Genomic DNA, 17,695 nt, shown 5'->3' with positions numbered 1-17,695 from the left:
ACTCCGGGCGATGGGGGCTTTACTTCTCGCCCGCCAGGTAGCTGGAGAACTCTTCGATCGTCGGGTAATCGTAAACGATCGTCGGATCAATCCGTTTCCCGAGCCAGTTTTCCATATCGCCCGTCATCCCGATGGCCGTGGCCGAGTCGAGGGCGAAGGAATCGAAGGTGGCGCTAGGGTCAATGGAGTTGGGGTTCGTGTCCAACTCTTTGGCAAGATAATCGATAATCCAGTCTTGGATTTCTTCCGCGGACTTAGGCGCATCGCCGGAAGGTCCGGATGGCTCGGCTGTCATTGAGCACCTCGTGGCTAAGGGTAACACAACAGTTTACCCATTATCCGCCTTATCGACCACTGACCCAACCGAACGTTTTGATCTCTGGCGAGTCTTCATGAGTCGACCCAACAGCCCCTACAAACCCTTCACATGGCGCAAGTTCCATCAACCGAACGGTTGGAGCCTGGGGAAAGAAGTCGAAATGGTTTACGACCTTGCGCGACTCCGGGGCCTGAAGATCAAGCGTTAAGCGATCCAGGGGGGCACGCAGCCCGACCCCGATGGTCTTCAAATAGGCCTCTTTGTGGGTCCAGAACCGAAGAAACTGGTGGAATCGATCCGCTTCCTGGTAGGCACAGATGTCTTTGCGTTCCGAGTCGGAAAGGCATCGCTCGAGCATACTGGCAAAACTGCGGACTTTGCGGATACGTTCGATGTCGACCCCAACTTCCGCTCCCAGCGAAACGGCAACTACTGCCAGCTCTTCAGAGTGGGTCAAATTGAAGCGGATTTGGCCTGCCTGGCCCTGAATGATGTTCGGTTTGCCAAATTCGCCAGCTTCATAGGTGATTTCCGCCGGATCGACATCTAAGTAGCGGGACAAAATATCCCGCAGAGCGGCGTGAAATACGACGAATTGCTGAGCCTGGTTTTCGCGAAAGAACTTCGAGGCCCGCAGCTGTTCGGCTTCGGAAAGCTGCTTATGCAGTTGATCGACGCCCGACAGACCTTCCTCAAGCGAAATCCGCCACAGGTGCAGTTCCGTTTGAGCGATCTCCAGCTGACGCATCGGACGCGGCAGGGGAAACGGCTTCGTGGAAAGTTGAATCATTCGTGGTGGGCCCGTTAGGGGGTGGGGTAATGATCAATCGGAAATTCGCTATAGGACGACTTCGACCAATTTGGGGTCACTCGGCCATTGTTTCCAACCAAGTGCAACTAATCATCAGAACCCCAAAACCTTCGCAGTGCTGACCAAACGAAACGATCTGACGACCATTAAAGTGGTGGGAGTTCACCTCTAAATGTACTGTGGAAATTTTCGCCACCGGGGACAAATAGGCAAACTGGAATAAATATTGGCCAGCCGCAAGTCCTGCGCCAATCCCCCATCTTGGCACAAGACACCTCCGCAGAGGGGATCCGGCGCAAGGGCACTACGGAATTATCGACGCTAGCAGGGGCGGGTTGCCAAGATTCCCGAGGACGACATACGATATCGGCTAAGTCGAATCAGAGTAATTAGTTGGATCGATCAGATTGTGCGCAGAAAAGGCCTCTTTTCGTTCAACGCAGGCACCACACTTGCCGCAGTGCTTCTCGAGCCCCTTGTAGCAGGTCCATGTCTTTTCATAGGGAACACCCAGCTGCACGCCACGTTTTGCGATCTCTCCCTTGTCCATATGAACAAAAGGACGCCACAATTCGATCGGGTTCCAATCGCAAAGCCGAGCGGCTACATCCATCGCGTCGGCAAACTCGGGACGGCAATCAGGATAGATGGCATGATCGCCGCTGTGGGCCCCATAGGCCACTGCCGCACACTTATTACTAGCCGCCCAGGCAATCGCGACCGAAAGCAGAATCATGTTCCGATTCGGAACCACGGTCTGCTTCATGCTTTCTTCAGCATAGTGCCCTTCCGGCACTTCCATTTCGCGCCCCGAAAGGCTGTTATTGCCGAAAATCGGGTTGATTGCGGAAAGGTCCGCTATCTGGTGTGGAACGTTCACCCCTTCACATAGCTGCCGGGCATAATCGAGTTCTTTCACGTGCCGCTGACCATAATCAACCGAAATGGCCCAACACTGATGCCCGGCATCCAACATGTGATAGAGGAGCGTTGCCGAATCCATACCACCAGAAACGACTGCCACAACCTTCGCCATCTTCACTACCTCGAACGTACCTGACTGCGCTGAACTGCTGTGCTTCAGTCTAGCGCCCAGGGACCTGGGTGCAAAGCAACGAAGGCCCTGCGGCTTCCAAACAAATAAACTTGCAAATCGGGCAAACGTTCCATTACACTTGAGTGAAGGTTGTAGAACGTTATTTGCAACCTCTTTCCTTCCCGACAACTCCTTGTCGACGACCCTTCCTTTTCCCGACAGATCCTCACCGAGAAACCTTCCAGGTGCCCCATGCCTGTTTTTCGTCTATGGCTGGCCATTCTGCTTCTTTCCCCGGCGTTCGCCATGGCGGAAGAAGCGGCTACTGATTCCACTGATCAAGTCAGCTACTACCGCGACGTGCGCCCCATATTCCAGGGCAACTGCCAAGGTTGCCACCAACCAGCGAAACGGGGAGGGGATTACCTGATGACCGATCACCAGTCGCTGCTAAGTGGTGGTGAATCAGGCTCGGCCGCTGTCGTGGCTGGCGATCCGGCGGCAAGCTCGCTGATCGAATTGATTACACCCGCAGACGGCAAAGCCGAGATGCCCAAAGGCAAGCCGCCACTTGCCGAATCAGATCGGAAGATCATCCTGAACTGGATCCTCCAGGGAGCCAAAGACGATACGCCCGATTCAGCGAAGGAGAAATACGACGCCGAGCATCCCCCCAGTTACGTCCGTCCACCGGTGCTTACCGGCGTGGCCTTTTCGCCAGATGGAAGCCTGTTGGCCGTTTCTGGTTATCACGAAGTTCTGCTGCAGAAAGCCGATGGTAGTGGAATCGCCGGCCGCCTGGTCGGCATGTCGGAACGAATCGAGTCGCTGGCGTTCTCCCCGGATGGTACCCAGTTGGCTGTCGCAGGCGGTTCCCCTGGTCGACTAGGCGAACTGCAAGTCTGGAATGTGGCCGATCAGAAGCTGGCATATTCGGTTCCCGTATCGTACGACAACGTCTACGGTGCAAGCTGGTCCCCCGATGGCAAGTTGATCGCGATCGGCTGCGGAGATAAGTCGGTTCGCGCCTTCGAGGCGAGCAGCGGAAAACAAGTCTTCTTCAATGGTGCCCATGAAGACTGGGCGCTGGACACCGTCTTCTCGAAAGATGGTAGCCACTTGGTTTCGGTCAGTCGCGATATGGCCGTGAAGCTGTACGAAGTAAAGACGCAGCGTTTTGTCGACAATGTCACCAGCATCACTCCCGGTGCTTTGAAGGGAGGGATCAACGCGGTTGCCCGCCACCCTGACGAAGACCAGGTTCTGATCGGTGGAGCGGACGGGGTCCCCAAAATCTATCGCCTGTTCCGCGAGAAGGCCCGTAAGATTGGTGACGACTTCAATAAAATCAAAGATTTCCCCGAGATGCCTGGTCGCATTTACGACGTGGCATTCACGTCTGACGCCGCCAAAGCGGTTGCCTGTAGCAGCCTGGACGGCGTGGGACACGTGCACGTGTTTAACGTTGCCGACGGCAAGAAAGTACTGGAACTGGAAGGCCCGCTACATGCGGTCTATTCGATTAGCATTTCCCCCGATAACAAACGAATTGCGGTTGTTGGGTTCGACGGAGAAGTGCTCCTGTACGACCTGGAAACAGGCAAGCAGTTGAAGCAGTTTCCCGCTGTGCCGATCACGACGCAAACGGCCTCGAATCAATAGTCGCGTCTGCGATTTTTCCCGATAGGATTTCGTTCGATGAATCTCAAAACCATCCTCGCATGTCTCGTACTTTTCGGTGTTGCGACCGTAGGGCTGGCAGAAGATGCGAACAACAAAATTCCGCCTGGCAAGAACATCCAACGAATCGTCGCCTTTCCCGAAAAGGTTTCGCTCGTGGGACCTTTCGCCTACGCACAGATCTTGATTACGGCCGAGCTTGAGAGCGGCGAACAGGTCGATCTAACGCGCAGTGCCCAGCGTACCGACAACTGGGACGCCGTTAGCATCACGCCGTATGGCCTAGTCACCCCGAGCAGCGATGCCGTCGGCGAACTTGTTTTCCAGGTTGAGGGGCAAGAACTGAAAATCCCGGTTGAGGTAAAAGATTCCCACGCAGCCTACGAAGCCGACTTCATTCGCGACGTCACGCCAGCGATGAGCAAAATGGGCTGCAACCAGGGAACCTGCCACGGTGCGAAAGATGGCAAGAATGGCTTCAAACTGTCGCTTCGCGGCTACGATCCGACCTACGATCATCGAGCGCTGGTCGACGACATTGCCGGTCGCCGCTTCAATCGAGCAGTACCCGATCAAAGCTTGATGCTGCTCAAGACATCTGGCGCGGTTCCTCACGTCGGCGGCCAATTGACTAAGCCAGGCGAACGTCGATACGAGATCCTCAAGAATTGGATCGCTGGCGGCGTGCAGTTGAATCTCGATTCGCCCAAGGTCGAGAAGATCAAGATTTACCCTGCCAATCCTACCGTGCCATTGCCTGGTATGTCGCAGCAGTTTGCCATCTATGCCACGCTGACCGATGGGAAGGTTATCGACGTCACCGCCGACGCATTTATTGAAAGTGGTGACATCGAAGTCGCTACGGCCGATCAGAACGGGGTGCTAAAGCTTCTGCGCCGCGGTGAAGCCCCTGTGCTGGCCCGTTACGATGGCGCATACGATGCCACCACGGTCACCGTGATGGGCGATCGAACGGGCTTCGAGTGGGCCCAACAGCCGCAGCACAACTACATCGACAAGCTGGTCGATGAAAAGCTGCAGCGTGTGAACGTGCAGTCTTCTGGCCTATGTACCGACGACCAGTTCGTTCGCCGCGTTTATCTCGACCTGACAGGTCTTCCGCCGACCGCCGATCAGTCCCGGGCATTCCTGGACGACAAGCGTCCTTCCCAGGAAAAACGCGATGCGTTGATCGATCAGTTGATCGGCAGCGGACCTTACGTCGAATACTGGACCAACAAGTGGTGCGATCTGCTGCAGGTCAATCAAAAGTATCTTGGCGATCCTGGCGTGCATGCGCTACGAAACTGGATCAAGGATTCGATCGCGTCCAACAAACCATACGATCAGATGGTATACGAGATCTTGACCGCTTCCGGCTCGACGATCGATCACCCGGCCAGCGCCTACTATAAGATTTTGCGCACCCCTGAAGACACCATGGAAAACACCACGCAGTTGTTCCTGGCTGTTCGCTTCAACTGCAACAAATGCCACGACCATCCATTCGAACGTTGGACGCAGAATCAGTACTACAACCTTTCGGCTTTCTTCGCCCAGATCGGACGAAAAGAAGACAAGCGTTTTGCCGGACAGCGTATCGGCGGTTCAGCCGTGGAAGGAGCAACGCCGCTCGTGGAAGTGATCTACGACACTGGTAGCGGTGAAGTGAAGCACCTACTTACCGGCAAGGTGACTCCGCCGGAGTTCCCCTATCAGTCCGATCTGGTGGTCGATGACGGAACCCGTCGCGAAGAACTGGCCGAGTGGCTGACCGACCCATCCAACCAGTATTTCGCATCCAGCTACGTTAATCGCATGTGGGGATATTTACTGGGACGAGGCATCATTGAGCCCATCGACGACATCCGGGCAGGTAACCCGCCCACGAACCCCATGCTGCTGGAAGCACTAACGCAAAGCTTTATCGACAGTGGTTTTAACACGCGGCAAATCGTCCGCGAAATCTGCAAATCGCGAACCTATCAGCAAGCGATTGCCACCAACAAATGGAACGAAGACGACTCCATCAACTTCTCGCACGCAATGCCACGACGACTGCCGGCGGAAGTGCTGTTCGATTCGATCCACCAGGTTACCGGCAGCAACTACAACTTGCCGCAGCTTCCCAGCGGATTCCGCGCAGCTCAGTTGCCGGGTACCGACGTAAATATTCCATTCCTGGATGACTTCGGCAAACCGGCTCGCGAGAGCTCGTGCGAATGCGAACGAGCCACCGGCGTGATGCTTGGCCCGGTGATGAAACTGGTCAACGGCCCTGTGATCAGTAATGCCATTGCCGACAAGAACAACGCCTTGGCGAAGCTCGCGACGGAAGTCACCGACGATCGAGCGTTGATCGACGAGGTCTTCCTGCGTTTTCTCGGCCGGCATGCCAGCGATGAGGAAGTAAAGTTGGGCGTAGAACTCATGAACGAACCAACGCCTGACCTGGAAGTTGCCCAGAAAGCATTGGACGAACATCGCCAGAACTTGATGGCCAAAATGCCGCAGTGGGAGGCTTCGCTCGGACGCATCGCCAGTTGGACACCTCTTTCCATGCTTGAAGGAACCTCCACGGCTGGCGTGAAGTTCGAGAAGAAAGAGGACGAGTCAATCCTGGCAACCGGACCGCTTACCAAGGATGAATATGAAGTGATCTACCAGATCGCTGCCGGCCCTCTGACCGGACTGCGGCTGGAAGCTATTCCGGACGATTCCTTGCCCTCCAAGGGACCAGGCCGCTCCCCAAACGGCAACTTCGTACTAAGCGAATTGAAAGCCCAGGTTCGACTTGCCGATGGGAACGAAGGCCCCGAGGTCTCCTTCCATCGGGCGGAAGCGACGTTCTCTCAAGACAATTGGGATGTACGAGGTGCGGTCGACGGCAACGTTGGAAGCGGTTGGGCCGTCAGTCCCCGTTTTGGCGAAAAGCATACCGCATTGTTTGAAGTCGACGGAGACGTCACCATTCCCGAAGGTGCCAAGCTCGTCGTGCGGATGAACCAGCAGTATCAAGACAGTACGCATCTTTTAGGGCGATTTCGGCTGTCGGCAACTTCCAGCGAACGACCCGTTCGACTGGAAAACAACCTGCCGGCCGACATCCAGCAAATCATCGCCAAGCCAGCCGACCAGCGAAGTGAGGAAGAAAAACAGAAGCTGGTTTCGATGTATATTGCTGGGGATGCTTTGCTGAAGGACCTGGAAGCCAAGCTGAACCAGGCCAAATCGCTCGATGAAAATCGACGGCTGGCCGGCCTGCAAGACTTGGCCTGGGCACTGATCAACAGTCCCGCTTTTCTGTTTAATCGCTAACAAAAGAGGCCCAGCCCTCTTCCCACTCAGAGGAAGGGGGCATGGTGCTCCTCTATCTTCAGTGCTGGCAGTCTGCCAAAATCGGCGCGGTTAATTCCTGAAAACCTTTTTCGGTTTCCAGCGGTACTAACGGTGTAGCCCCGCTCGCGCCCATGCTGAAGACATACGATTTAACAAAACGATACGGTAGCTTTTTGGCCCTCGATCACGCCAACATCGAGGTTGCCCAGGGGGAGTGCTGCGGTGTGCTCGGCCCCAATGGAGCTGGTAAATCGACCCTTTTCCGCATCTTGATGGGCTTCCTTCGCCCAACCCATGGCCATGCCGAAATCGGGGAATACGATTGTCAAAAGTCTAAGAAAGCGGTCCATAGCCTCGTCTCTTATCTACCAGGCGATGTCCGTTTGTTCGGCGAAATGAAGGGAAAGCAAGTTCTCGATTTCTTCGCCGATATCCACCCACGCGGTAGTCGAGAACGATCTTACGCTACGGCCAAGCGGCTGGAACTCGATACGTCGCGACGCGTTGGCTACATGAGCACCGGGATGCGGCAAAAGTTGGGACTTTCGATTGCCCTGGCGACGGATGCTCCGATGCTGATCATGGACGAACCCACCACCAGTCTTGATCCCAACGTTCGTGGTGAAGTGATCCGCATGATCGGTCAGGCCCACAAGTCAGGCCGAACGGTCGTCATTTGCTCGCATGTCCTTTCCGAGATCGAAGACATCTGCGATCGGGCAATCATCATGCGGCAGGGAAAGGTCGTTCACGATCAGTGCCTGAAAGATCTGGCCAGGCGGCATTCCGTCGTGTTTCAGTTGCCCCATCCGCTGCCACGTGTCCCAGTGGCAATTAGAGATCGCGTTATCTCAGCCCGACAAGAGGGGCATACGGTTCAACTGGAAACCGAAGGGGAACTCCGTGACGTGATGGCCTGGATCACCCAGTTGCCGTCGAGCGATTTGAAGGTCACGCGAATGGGGCTTCGCGAGGTATACGATCGATTCCACGCACCAGTAAGCGAGCACGCGGCATGAACCTGGCCATGTTACGGCAAGTCTGGCGTGAGTCGCGTCTGCTGATGCTCGGTTGTTCGATCGCGCTGTTCGCGTTCTGCTGGGTACGGGTCTGGATTGTCGGGCGGATCGACATGAGCCGCTTCCAAGGCATTCTCGAGATATTGCGTCCTGAGTTCGAGAACTTCTCATCCATCGACTTCGAGCAAGCACTCACCTATCCCGGCCGTGTTGGCTTTACGTTTACCGAGCCGATGGTCATTCTGTTGATCGTCGTATGGGGCATTGCCCGAGGAAGCGATACGGTCAGCGGTCCCTTGGGAAAAGGGACCATGGAGATGATGCTGTCGCAGCCGATCAGCCGCTTCCAATACTTGATGAGTAAGAACCTGGTGACCTTGCTGGGCACTATGATCATTGCCGCGAGTGCCTACGCAGGGCTGGCCTGTGGCATTCAGACGACAACGGTAAAAATCGAACAAAAGCCGATCAAGATGCAGATCCCCCTGGTGAAGATCCAGGTCGAGGTGCCCTTCACGCAAGATCCGAACGCGCCAACGCGTGTTCCCCTTGCCAATTTTGTCGAGAAGGAAGACATGTTCCCCTCGGCGCTGAACTTAATGGGCCTGGGTATCTTCTTCGCAGGGTTTACGACACTGATGTCTTCGTGGGATCAGTACCGCTGGCGAACGATCGCTATTGCGGCTGCATTTCTCATCATTCAGTTGATGCTCCGCGTCTTGTCGCTATCGATGGAAGACATGACCTGGCTGCGATACACGACTATCTTTTCGTTGTATGAACCGGAAGTTCTGGTCAGCTATGCCGTCCATACGAAAGACGGCGCATGGAGCTTCTTCTTTCAGAAGTCGCAGGAAGATTGGAAACTGGGCGGATTGGCATACCTGACGTTTCTCGCAGGCGGAGGACTCGCCGGGTTTGCCGGTGCGACCTGGATCTTCTGCCGACGCGATTTGCCGGCTCCGGTCTAATCGCCAATCATTCCCGGCGCATGAAAAAAGCCACGCGATGATTCACGTGGCTTATGCAAAGCACGGGAGGAGGGACTCGAACCCCCAACCCTCGGTTCCGAAGACCGATGCTCTATCCATTGAGCTACTCCCGCTTGCGTTTTCAGCAATTGAGTGATGATACCATTTTGCCATCTGGCCGCAACTACCGCATCGGACAGTTCTTACGTGACTCAGGTTCGCCAAGTGGCCTATTCTCTGCTGTTTTGCGCACTACTCGCGAAATAGTCGCTCGTGCTGCATAATATTAACGGCAGCCAGCTGCCCAGACACCTCATCGCTTCCCGAGCAGAAATCCACAAGTTTATGGCCTACATCACGTTGCGGATCATCGACGGTGCCGACCGGGGGGCGGTATATGAGGGGCTAGAGACCCCAGTGTCCATCGGTCGCGAGGAAGGGAACACCCTTCAGCTTAAGGATGATCGTGTTAGCCGGTTCCACCTGAAAATTCAGGAAGACCACAACAAAATCGTTCTGACCGACCTGGAAAGCACCAACGGTACCCGCGTCAACGGCGAGGATATCCACCTCCGCATTCTCCGCCACGGAGACATGATCCAGGTCGGCCGATCGGTGATTATCTATGGCTCGGAGTCGCAGATTGCCGTTCGCCTGGCCGCCCTGCGGAAACAGCAGGAAGAAAAGGAAGGGAATCTTCCCGACGACGACCGAACCCACAGCCCCAACGATCACGAAGGGGAATCGTCCCTCGAGTTCGAGCTGAACTGGAACGCCCAGCAGGACGACCTGCAAGCCGCTATCTATTCGCTTCAACCTCCTGAGCTGCCGGAACGCTTGAGTCCAGCCCAAGCCGCACAACTTGCCGAGTTGATGGATTACGTCCACATTCGCATCCGGCACCTGCTAGTCAGCGTGGAGGTCAACGAACGGACCGAGAGCGTCGTGCTCGAAATGCGAGAATGGCAGAACCTTTTGGATCTGCAATCACGGCTCGCGATGCTACTACGCAGTATTGGTGAACCAGAGTAGGCGTGAACTTCGAAGTTCATCGGCTCTCTTGGTAGTCGTGACAGGAAGGCGAAGCCCTTCTACGAGTTACAGCAATAGGCACCTGTTTCGGTTTTCATTCCTGGTCAACCTGATAGAATCATTTGGTTGATGAGTCTTCTCGCTGCGAGCTTCTTACAACAGGCGCAGCCCAGTCCATGGAGCGGAACCCGAATGAGCCAGTCGTTCGTCCATTTGCATTGCCATTCGCACTACAGTCTTTTGGATGGAGCGGGCCCAATTCCCAAGCTCGTGACGCGTGCTAAAGAGCACGGCATGAATGCGCTAGCCCTGACCGACCACGGCAACCTGCACGGCGCGCTGCAGTTCTACAACACGTGCAAGAACAACGAGATCAATCCGATCATCGGGTACGAGGCCTACATCGCTCCTGGCAGCCGCTTGGAAAAATCAGGCGGTATGCGCGGCTCGAACTACCACCTGACGCTGCTGGCCAAGAATAAGACCGGCTTCAAGAACCTGGTGAAGCTGGCCTCGGCCGCTTACCTGGAAGGGTTCTACTTCAAGCCGCGTATCGATAAAGAACTACTCGAGAAATTCAACGAAGGAATCATCTGCCTGAGTGGCTGCGTGAGCAGCGAGTTCTCGAAGATTGTCATGAACGGGACCAACACGGCAGAGGTCCTCAAAGAAGCCGAAGAAACGGCGGGCTGGTTCCAAAAGTTGTTCGGCGATCGCTACTTCATCGAGATCATGAACAATGGTCTCGACATCCAGAAGATGCAACTGGATGGCGCGGTTGATGTTGCCAGGAAGCTCGGCCTTCCCCTGGTTGCCACCAGCGATACGCACTATGTCGACCAGAGTGATGCCGAGGCACAGGATATCCTGCTTTGCGTGAACACAGGCAAGTTCCGCACCGATGCCTCGCGCATGAAGATGGAGAACGACCAGTTCTATCTTCGCACCCCGGATGACATGTACGCCAGTTTTCCGGGGCTGGAAGATGCCTGCGCGCGAAGCCAGGAAATCGCCGACACCGTCGACATCGACCTGGAACTGGGCAAGCGTCACTTCCCCTCCTTTAAGATTCCCGACGGCAAAACGGCCGACGACTACCTCCGCGAGCTTTGCATCCAAGGACTCAAAGAACGCTACGAAGGCAACGAAGAGATGTTGCCTGGCGGCGAGTTGAGCGAAGTTGTCATGTCTCGCTTAGACCGCGAACTGGGCGTGATCAGCCGCCTCGGCTTCCCTAACTATTTCTTGATCGTGTGGGACTTCGTGGTCGAGGCTCGCAAGCAGAACATTCCGGCCACGGCTCGTGGTAGCGGTGTGGGCGCGATTGTGTGCTATGCCCTTTACATGAGCCACGTCTGCCCGATCAAGTACGACTTGCTGTTCGAGCGATTCCTGGATGAAAACCGCCTGGAAGCCCCGGATATCGATATCGACTTCGACAAAGAACGTCGGGGGATGGTTATCAAGTATGTGAAGGAGAAGTACGGCGAAGCGAACGTTGCCCAGATTGGTACGTTCGGTACACTTGCCGCCCGGGCAGCCATCAAAGACGTGGGCCGCGCGATGGGTCTGCCGTTGGACATGGTCAACGAAGTGACCGGCATGGTGCCCGATCAGTTGGGTATCAAGCTGAAGGACGCGCTCGCCCAAAGCGCCGATATGCAGTCGGCGTACAACGCGAACCCGGATATCAAGGAACTGCTCGATCTGGCGATGAAGATCGAAGGGCTGGCACGAAACGTCGGTACGCACGCGGCGGCCGTGGTGATCGCGGACGAACCGCTAACCGAGTACGTTCCCCTCTGCCGCGTTTCCGGCAAGGACGACATCATCACCCAGTGGTCGATGAACGACGTCGAAGCGGCCGGCCTGTTGAAGATGGACTTCCTCGGTCTGCGCAACTTGACGATCCTGCGAAACGCGATCGATCTGATCAAGAAGGTGCGCGGAGAAGATCTCGATATCCTGCGACTTCCCCTGGACGACAAGGACACATTCGACCTACTGCGTCGAGGTGAGACGAAGGGGGTGTTTCAGCTGGAAAGTGGTGGTATTCGCGATCTCCTGAAGCGAATGAAGCCGGACAGCTTCCTCGATATTATCGCGACCAACGCCCTTTACCGCCCAGGTCCGCTCGAAGGCGGGATGGTCGACGACTATATCGAGGTGAAGCACGGTCGCAAGGAAGCAGCCTACAAACACCAGGTGTTGAAGGACGTCCTGGAAGAGACCAACGGTGTGATGGTCTACCAGGAACAGGTGATGCGTATTCTGAATCGCCTGGGTGGGATTCCGCTGGCCAAAGCGTACACATGTATCAAAGCGATCAGTAAGAAGAAAGAATCGATCATCCAGGCCAATCGCGAGCAGTTCCTCGAGGGTGCTCAAGAGAAAGGCCTCACCAAACAGGAAGCCCAGGATTTCTGGGACATGATCGTCAAGTTTGCTGGTTACGGCTTTAACAAGAGCCACTCGACGGCCTACGCACTGGTTGCCTATCAAACGGCCTACCTCAAGTCGCATTACCCGATCGAGTTCATGGCTGCGCTTCTTTCTGGCGACATTAGTGGTCGTAACTTCAAAACGAAGGACGCCCTGGTCGAACACATGGAAGACGCCGAGCGCATGAACATCGAAGTTGCTCCGCCCGATGTGAACAACTCTGATGAAGAATTCACTGTAAAAGACGGCAAAATCGTTTTCGCTTTAAGTGCCATTAAAGGGTGCGGCGGCGGTGCGGCGGAAGCGATCGTCGCGGCGCGTGAAAAGGATGGTCCGTTCACCGATATCTTCGATTTCTGCGAACGCGTCGACCCTTCGCAGTGCAGCAAAGCGGCCATCGAAACGTTAATAAAAGCTGGGGCGTTCGATCGCCTCGGAGGACATCGAGCCCAGTACGTTACCGCTTTGGACAAAGCGATTCAGTCGGGAGCTTCGGCCATCGCGGACAAGAAGGCGGGGCAGAAGAACCTCTTTGCCGCCGTGGAAGATCCTGCCGAAGAGGCCAAAGCCGTGGTGCTTCCTGACGTACCACCTTGGCCAGACAAAGAAACACTCGGCTACGAGAAAGAGTGTCTTGGGTTCTATTGGTCGAGCCATCCTTTGGCCGAGTACAAACGCAAATTCGAGATGTGCTGTAGCCACAGCACCGCAAGTCTCGCTGGCATCAAAGACAAGACCGAAGTCACCATGGGCGGGATGGTCGCATCGATCAAGCTGGCACATACTCGCAAGGCGCGCGCCGGCAGCACGCACACCAAGTACGCCAACTTCGACCTGGAAGATGTCGACGGCGGCATCCGCTGCATCCTTTGGCCGGAAGACTATGCCAAAGTCGGCGAGGCCCTCCGACCCGATGGCGTCTACATCATTTCCGGTCGGCTCGATCGACGAGGTGGCGACGATGAAGCGAACTTGATCGTCAACGAGTTGATTCCCATTGAAGAAGTCGAAACTCGCTACGCGCGCGGGGTGATGATTCGAATCGACCAACAAGAGCACGGTGAAGAAAAGCTCCAAACTCTCGTCGAAATCGTGCGAGGCTATCCAGGCAACTGCGAGCTAAAGCTGTTGCTGGTGCTGGAAGATGGCCGTCAGGTTGCCTTGAAAAGTAAGAAAGGGGTCGACCTATCCCCGGAAATGCGTACCCGTGTTGATGAACTTCTGGGCGAGGGCAACTTTGAGCTTCTCCTACGACGCCCTGCTTCTGGAGGGGTCAGGAACTCCGCATAGCGATTTGTAACTAGTTGTAGGGCCATCACTTAGACCGATTGTTCCGGTTTTTCGGGGAGCATTGGCAGACGCGGCACATGAATCGACCCTCTTTTCGCGAATTGCTTGCCTTTCCTATCCCCTCAAATTAAGATCACTGATATCCCTTGCCTTATTGTGCAAGGGAATCAGGGACAGTATGCCCACGGTATGCGATAATTACCGAGGGTCTCCCAGGACTTTGCGTCCACCATTCCTTCACCTTCTCGAGCTCAACTGTATCCAGGGATCTGCTATGGACTTGCGACTAACGAAGCTTTTGTCGTTGCTCTCGGTCGCCCTTTTGCTGCTATGCAGCGGCACTGCCAAAGCACAAAACAATAACAACACCACCGTCGCGGCAGGTATCTATGTCGACGCTGCGGGCGTGTTGAAGATGCGTCGTGCCAGCGATCCGACCGGAAACCTGATGAAGCAGCGGATCCAACAGGCCGCATCGGTGCTTCCACCAGAATTGAATCGCCCCAGCAAACTGCGCAAGGTTTCGCTCAATCGCCTGGAAAAGGCCGTCGCTGAAGCGGTTGCCAAAGGGGGCGGTATTCCAGCTGACATGAAGAACCTGGCTGGTCTGAATGAAATCAAGTACGTCTTCTACTACCCAGAAACGAAAGACATCGTTCTCGCCGGTACCGCCGAAGGCTACGTGCAGGATCTCAACGGCGTTAACGTTGGTACCTACAGCGGCAAGGCTACCCTGCAGCTAGACGACCTGATTGTTGCCCTGCGAGCATTTGGTCCCTTCAACGACGGCCCGAACAACGTCGGTGTCTCCATCGATCCTACCAAGGAAGGGCTGGCGAATCTGAGCAAGGTGATTGCCTCGATCCCACAAACAAGCGTTCGACCGGATGATACCCGCAGCATTGTTACCGCAATGAAGAATGCCCTGGGTAACCAGATCGTTTCGGTTCGCGGTATCTCGGCGAATACTCACTTCGCTCGCGTGATGGTCGAAGCTGACTATCGTATGAAGCTGATCGGTATCGGCCTGGAACAACCTCCAGTGAACATTCCTAGCTACGTCGAAAAAGCCCGTCCTGGCTCTATCGCCTCCAACGCCATGCAGCGTTGGTACTTTGTCCCGAACTACGACTGCGTTAAGGTTTCGGAAGATGGCCTGGCAATGGAACTACAGGGGGAAGGCGTGAAGCTCATTGGTGCCAGCGAAATGGTCACCATGCAAGGTGGACGCGAACAGACAAATGCCGTCGACCGTGCCAGCTTTATGTTCACCAGCACCTTCACCAAGAAGTATGGCGAACTCGCTGAACGAGAAGCCGTGTATGGCCAGCTTCGCGATCTGATCGATATGCTGATCGCCGCGGCCTACATCCAAGAGCAAGACTACTACAACCAGAGCGGCTTCGACCTGGGTGTGTTTGCTGACGAAGATGCCTACCCGGTTGAAACGATGTCGGCTCCAGAAACCGTCGAAACGGCTGTCAACGCAATCTGGAAGGGCAATCGACTGCTGACTCCGATTGGTGGTGGTGTTGAAATCAATGCCAAGCAGGCCCTGACCCCAGACAATGTCCAGAAGGACGAAGAAGGGGTACTGGCAGAAACCCAAAAGGGTATCTCGCTGCAGAACCTGGCCGCCGGACAATGGTGGTGGGACTAAGCCCCTTCCGACGAATGTCATAAATCCGAAAACGCCGAATCAAGCGATTCGGCGTTTTTCGTTTCTTGAGAGCTCGCAGGCACGCTTCAGGAAGCCCGCAGATAGGCTTTCTAAGAATTGGCCCCGGTTATCGATCCGGCGCGATGATTCTATAATAGACAACGATCATCACAACTCACCCCGATATGAATTAAGGGAATCCCGATGAAAGTTGCCACCATCGAAACCAACAAGGGCACCATCAAGCTGGAACTGTTCGAAGACAAGGTCCCCAAGACGGTCGGTAACTTCGAGAAGCTCGCCGGCGAAGGTTTCTACGACGGAATCAAGTTTCACCGCGTCATCGCAGACTTCATGGTCCAGACCGGCTGCCCCCAAGGTACCGGTACCGGCGGTCCTGGCTACAAGTTCGCCGATGAATTCCACCCAGACCTGAAGCACGACGGCCCAGGCATCCTGTCGATGGCCAATGCCGGTCCGAACACCAACGGGTCGCAGTTCTTCATCACCCACGTCGAAACCCCATGGCTCGACGGCAAGCACTCCGTCTTCGGCAAAGTGATCGAAGGCCAGGATGTTGTCGACTCCATCGAACAAGGCGACAAAATGGAAAAGGTAACCGTCAGCGAAGTTTAGTCCGCTGGCGTTACTCCCAAAACAATAAAGCGGTCTTCTGATATGAAGGCCGCTTTATTATTGCGCCCTCACTTCGCTGGCTGAGGCTGAACCCGATCCACCACCACGACGCGAACATCGCACACGTTGGTATGCGTGGGTCCCGTCTTCACCAACCGCCCCAGTGGCGCGAAGAAATGATACGCATCATTTCTTTCCAGGAATTCCCGTGGTTCTAAACCACTCGACTTCATCGCGGAAATCGCCTCGGCATCCATCCAGGCACCTGCGGCATCGGTCGGACCATCTTCACCATCGGTCCCGCCACTGAGAATCGCGATCCCCGCCAGCGCGCCATCCCCTTGCTGCTGCATTGCCTCGACGATTGCGGCTAATACCAGTTGTTGATTTCGCCCGCCGTCACCGCGCTGCGACGGATCAACAAGTTTCACCACCGGTTCACCACCAGTAATCAAGCAATCGGGGCCGGGTTCGTTTTGCATCTTGATCGCCATCCGCATCATGTGCTGCCCTACCTGTTCGGCCTCCCCTTCCATGTTGGTTGCACAGTGCATCACGTGCGAGTAACCCCGCTTTTCGGCTTCCATTCCGGCGGCATCGACTGCCACGGCGTTGTTGCCGATGATCCAATTGGCAACGCTGCATGTCGTGCGCGAGTCATTCCGAGGATGGCGTTTGGCTTTCTCTTCCAGCACGCGAACGACATTGGCAAACTTCGCGATATGCGGCACACCAAACTTCTTCAGCACGTCCAACGCGTCAGCCGCAGTGGTCGTATTGGGAACGGTTGGCCCGGATGCAATGATATCCAGCGGATCACCCAGCACGTCCGAGATGATCAAGCTGACAAGGTTGCCGGCCCTACAACTCATGGCCAGGCCGTGCCCTTTGATGCGGCTTAACTGCTTGCGCACTGTGTTGAGCTGCTCGATGTTGGCACCGTTTCCACTGAGAAAGTTCGTGATCTCCTGCTTCTCACTGAGCCCTATCCCATCGATCGGGGAAGGCAGGAGTGCCGAGCCTCCTCCTGAGATCAAACAGATGCAAAGGTCGTGAACGGTCATCGCCTCGCACATTCGCAGAATCTGCCGTGAGATCTCGACTCCTTCGACCGTAGGCGAATTCTGCCCGGCTGGCCGGCCTGCTTTGAGCTGAATGTGCGAAAGTTCCTGCACGCAGTCCGCCGGCACGCTGACAATGCCTTGCACGTGCTTGGCGTTGAGCACTTGATCCCCCAGCGCCTTCTGCAAGCCGATCGCCATCCCTGCCCCCGCCTTGCCGGCACCAATGACAAAGATTCGCTTGATGGCAGCAAGATTGAACTGCGACTCCCCAACGAAGAGCGTGTCTTCCACGACTTCCACAGCGTCGTAAACAAGGTCATCACTCTTGACCGCATCGACGCCTGCCTGCCAGATGGCCTGCACATCTTCGGCGAGTTGTTCTGCAGAGCGTTTCAT

12 protein-coding genes and 1 tRNA gene are annotated in these 17,695 nt (G+C 55.6%); 8 read left to right on the top strand and 5 right to left on the bottom strand.

Features of this window, described 5'->3' with window-relative positions; genetic code table 11:
• Positions 1–19 precede the first annotated feature (19 nt).
• From C5Y96_RS13495 to queC, 3 genes are all read right to left on the bottom strand, one after another.
• The gene (locus C5Y96_RS13495) at positions 20–295 is read right to left on the bottom strand and encodes an acyl carrier protein (RefSeq protein WP_105354134.1); all 276 of its coding nucleotides are present in this window, start codon (positions 293–295) and stop codon (positions 20–22) included.
• 49 nt (positions 296–344) lie between these two features.
• Positions 345–1,109, bottom strand: a complete 765-nt coding sequence (locus C5Y96_RS13490) for a 4'-phosphopantetheinyl transferase family protein (RefSeq protein WP_105354132.1) — start codon at positions 1,107–1,109, stop codon at positions 345–347.
• A gap of 391 nt (positions 1,110–1,500) precedes the next feature.
• Positions 1,501–2,166: a 7-cyano-7-deazaguanine synthase QueC gene (gene queC / locus C5Y96_RS13485; protein ID WP_105354129.1), complete on the bottom strand. Its 666-nt coding sequence runs from the start codon at positions 2,164–2,166 to the stop codon at positions 1,501–1,503.
• Positions 2,167–2,418: 252 nt separating this feature from the next.
• On the opposite strand from queC, the gene C5Y96_RS13480 reads away from it, so the two are divergent.
• The 4 genes from C5Y96_RS13480 (at position 2,419) to C5Y96_RS13465 (ending at position 9,175) form a co-directional block, all read left to right on the top strand.
• The gene (locus C5Y96_RS13480) at positions 2,419–3,828 is read left to right on the top strand and encodes a WD40 repeat domain-containing protein (protein WP_105354127.1); all 1,410 of its coding nucleotides are present in this window, start codon (positions 2,419–2,421) and stop codon (positions 3,826–3,828) included.
• Positions 3,829–3,864: 36 nt separating this feature from the next.
• Positions 3,865–7,164 (top strand): DUF1549 domain-containing protein, encoded by a 3,300-nt coding sequence (locus C5Y96_RS13475; protein WP_105354125.1) that lies wholly within the window; start codon positions 3,865–3,867, stop codon positions 7,162–7,164.
• Positions 7,165–7,316: 152 nt separating this feature from the next.
• Positions 7,317–8,204 (top strand): ABC transporter ATP-binding protein, encoded by an 888-nt coding sequence (locus tag C5Y96_RS13470; protein WP_105354122.1) that lies wholly within the window; start codon positions 7,317–7,319, stop codon positions 8,202–8,204.
• The gene (locus C5Y96_RS13465) at positions 8,201–9,175 is read left to right on the top strand and encodes an ABC transporter permease subunit (RefSeq protein ID WP_105354120.1); all 975 of its coding nucleotides are present in this window, start codon (positions 8,201–8,203) and stop codon (positions 9,173–9,175) included. The genes C5Y96_RS13470 and C5Y96_RS13465 overlap by 4 nt, the downstream gene beginning before the upstream one ends.
• 61 nt (positions 9,176–9,236) lie before the next feature.
• Here the strand turns inward: C5Y96_RS13465 and C5Y96_RS13460 are convergent.
• Positions 9,237–9,309, bottom strand: a tRNA-Arg gene (locus tag C5Y96_RS13460).
• A gap of 139 nt (positions 9,310–9,448) precedes the next feature.
• On the opposite strand from C5Y96_RS13460, the gene C5Y96_RS13455 reads away from it, so the two are divergent.
• The 4 genes from C5Y96_RS13455 (at position 9,449) to C5Y96_RS13440 (ending at position 16,235) form a co-directional block, all read left to right on the top strand.
• Complete coding sequence (locus tag C5Y96_RS13455) at positions 9,449–10,207, top strand: FHA domain-containing protein (RefSeq protein ID WP_233198950.1); 759 nt, start codon at positions 9,449–9,451, stop codon at positions 10,205–10,207.
• A gap of 192 nt (positions 10,208–10,399) precedes the next feature.
• A complete protein-coding gene (gene dnaE, locus C5Y96_RS13450) occupies positions 10,400–13,939 on the top strand; it encodes a DNA polymerase III subunit alpha (RefSeq protein ID WP_199188697.1) in 3,540 nt (1,179 codons plus the stop codon).
• Positions 13,940–14,213: 274 nt separating this feature from the next.
• On the top strand, positions 14,214–15,599 hold the full coding sequence (locus C5Y96_RS13445) for a DUF1598 domain-containing protein (RefSeq protein WP_105354113.1): 1,386 nt from the start codon (positions 14,214–14,216) through the stop codon (positions 15,597–15,599).
• 204 nt (positions 15,600–15,803) lie between these two features.
• Positions 15,804–16,235: a peptidylprolyl isomerase gene (locus C5Y96_RS13440; RefSeq protein WP_105354110.1), complete on the top strand. Its 432-nt coding sequence runs from the start codon at positions 15,804–15,806 to the stop codon at positions 16,233–16,235.
• A gap of 68 nt (positions 16,236–16,303) precedes the next feature.
• Here the strand turns inward: C5Y96_RS13440 and C5Y96_RS13435 are convergent, their stop codons facing one another.
• Entirely contained in the window at positions 16,304–17,695 is a 1,392-nt protein-coding gene (locus C5Y96_RS13435) for a glycerate kinase (RefSeq protein ID WP_105354108.1), read from the bottom strand.

The sequence above is a fragment of the Blastopirellula marina genome, assembly GCF_002967715.1.
In the GTDB taxonomy this organism is placed as follows: domain Bacteria; phylum Planctomycetota; class Planctomycetia; order Pirellulales; family Pirellulaceae; genus Bremerella; species Bremerella marina_B.
The sequence above is the reverse complement of the archived record's forward strand: the minus strand, read 5'-3'. Positions and strand labels throughout refer to the sequence as shown.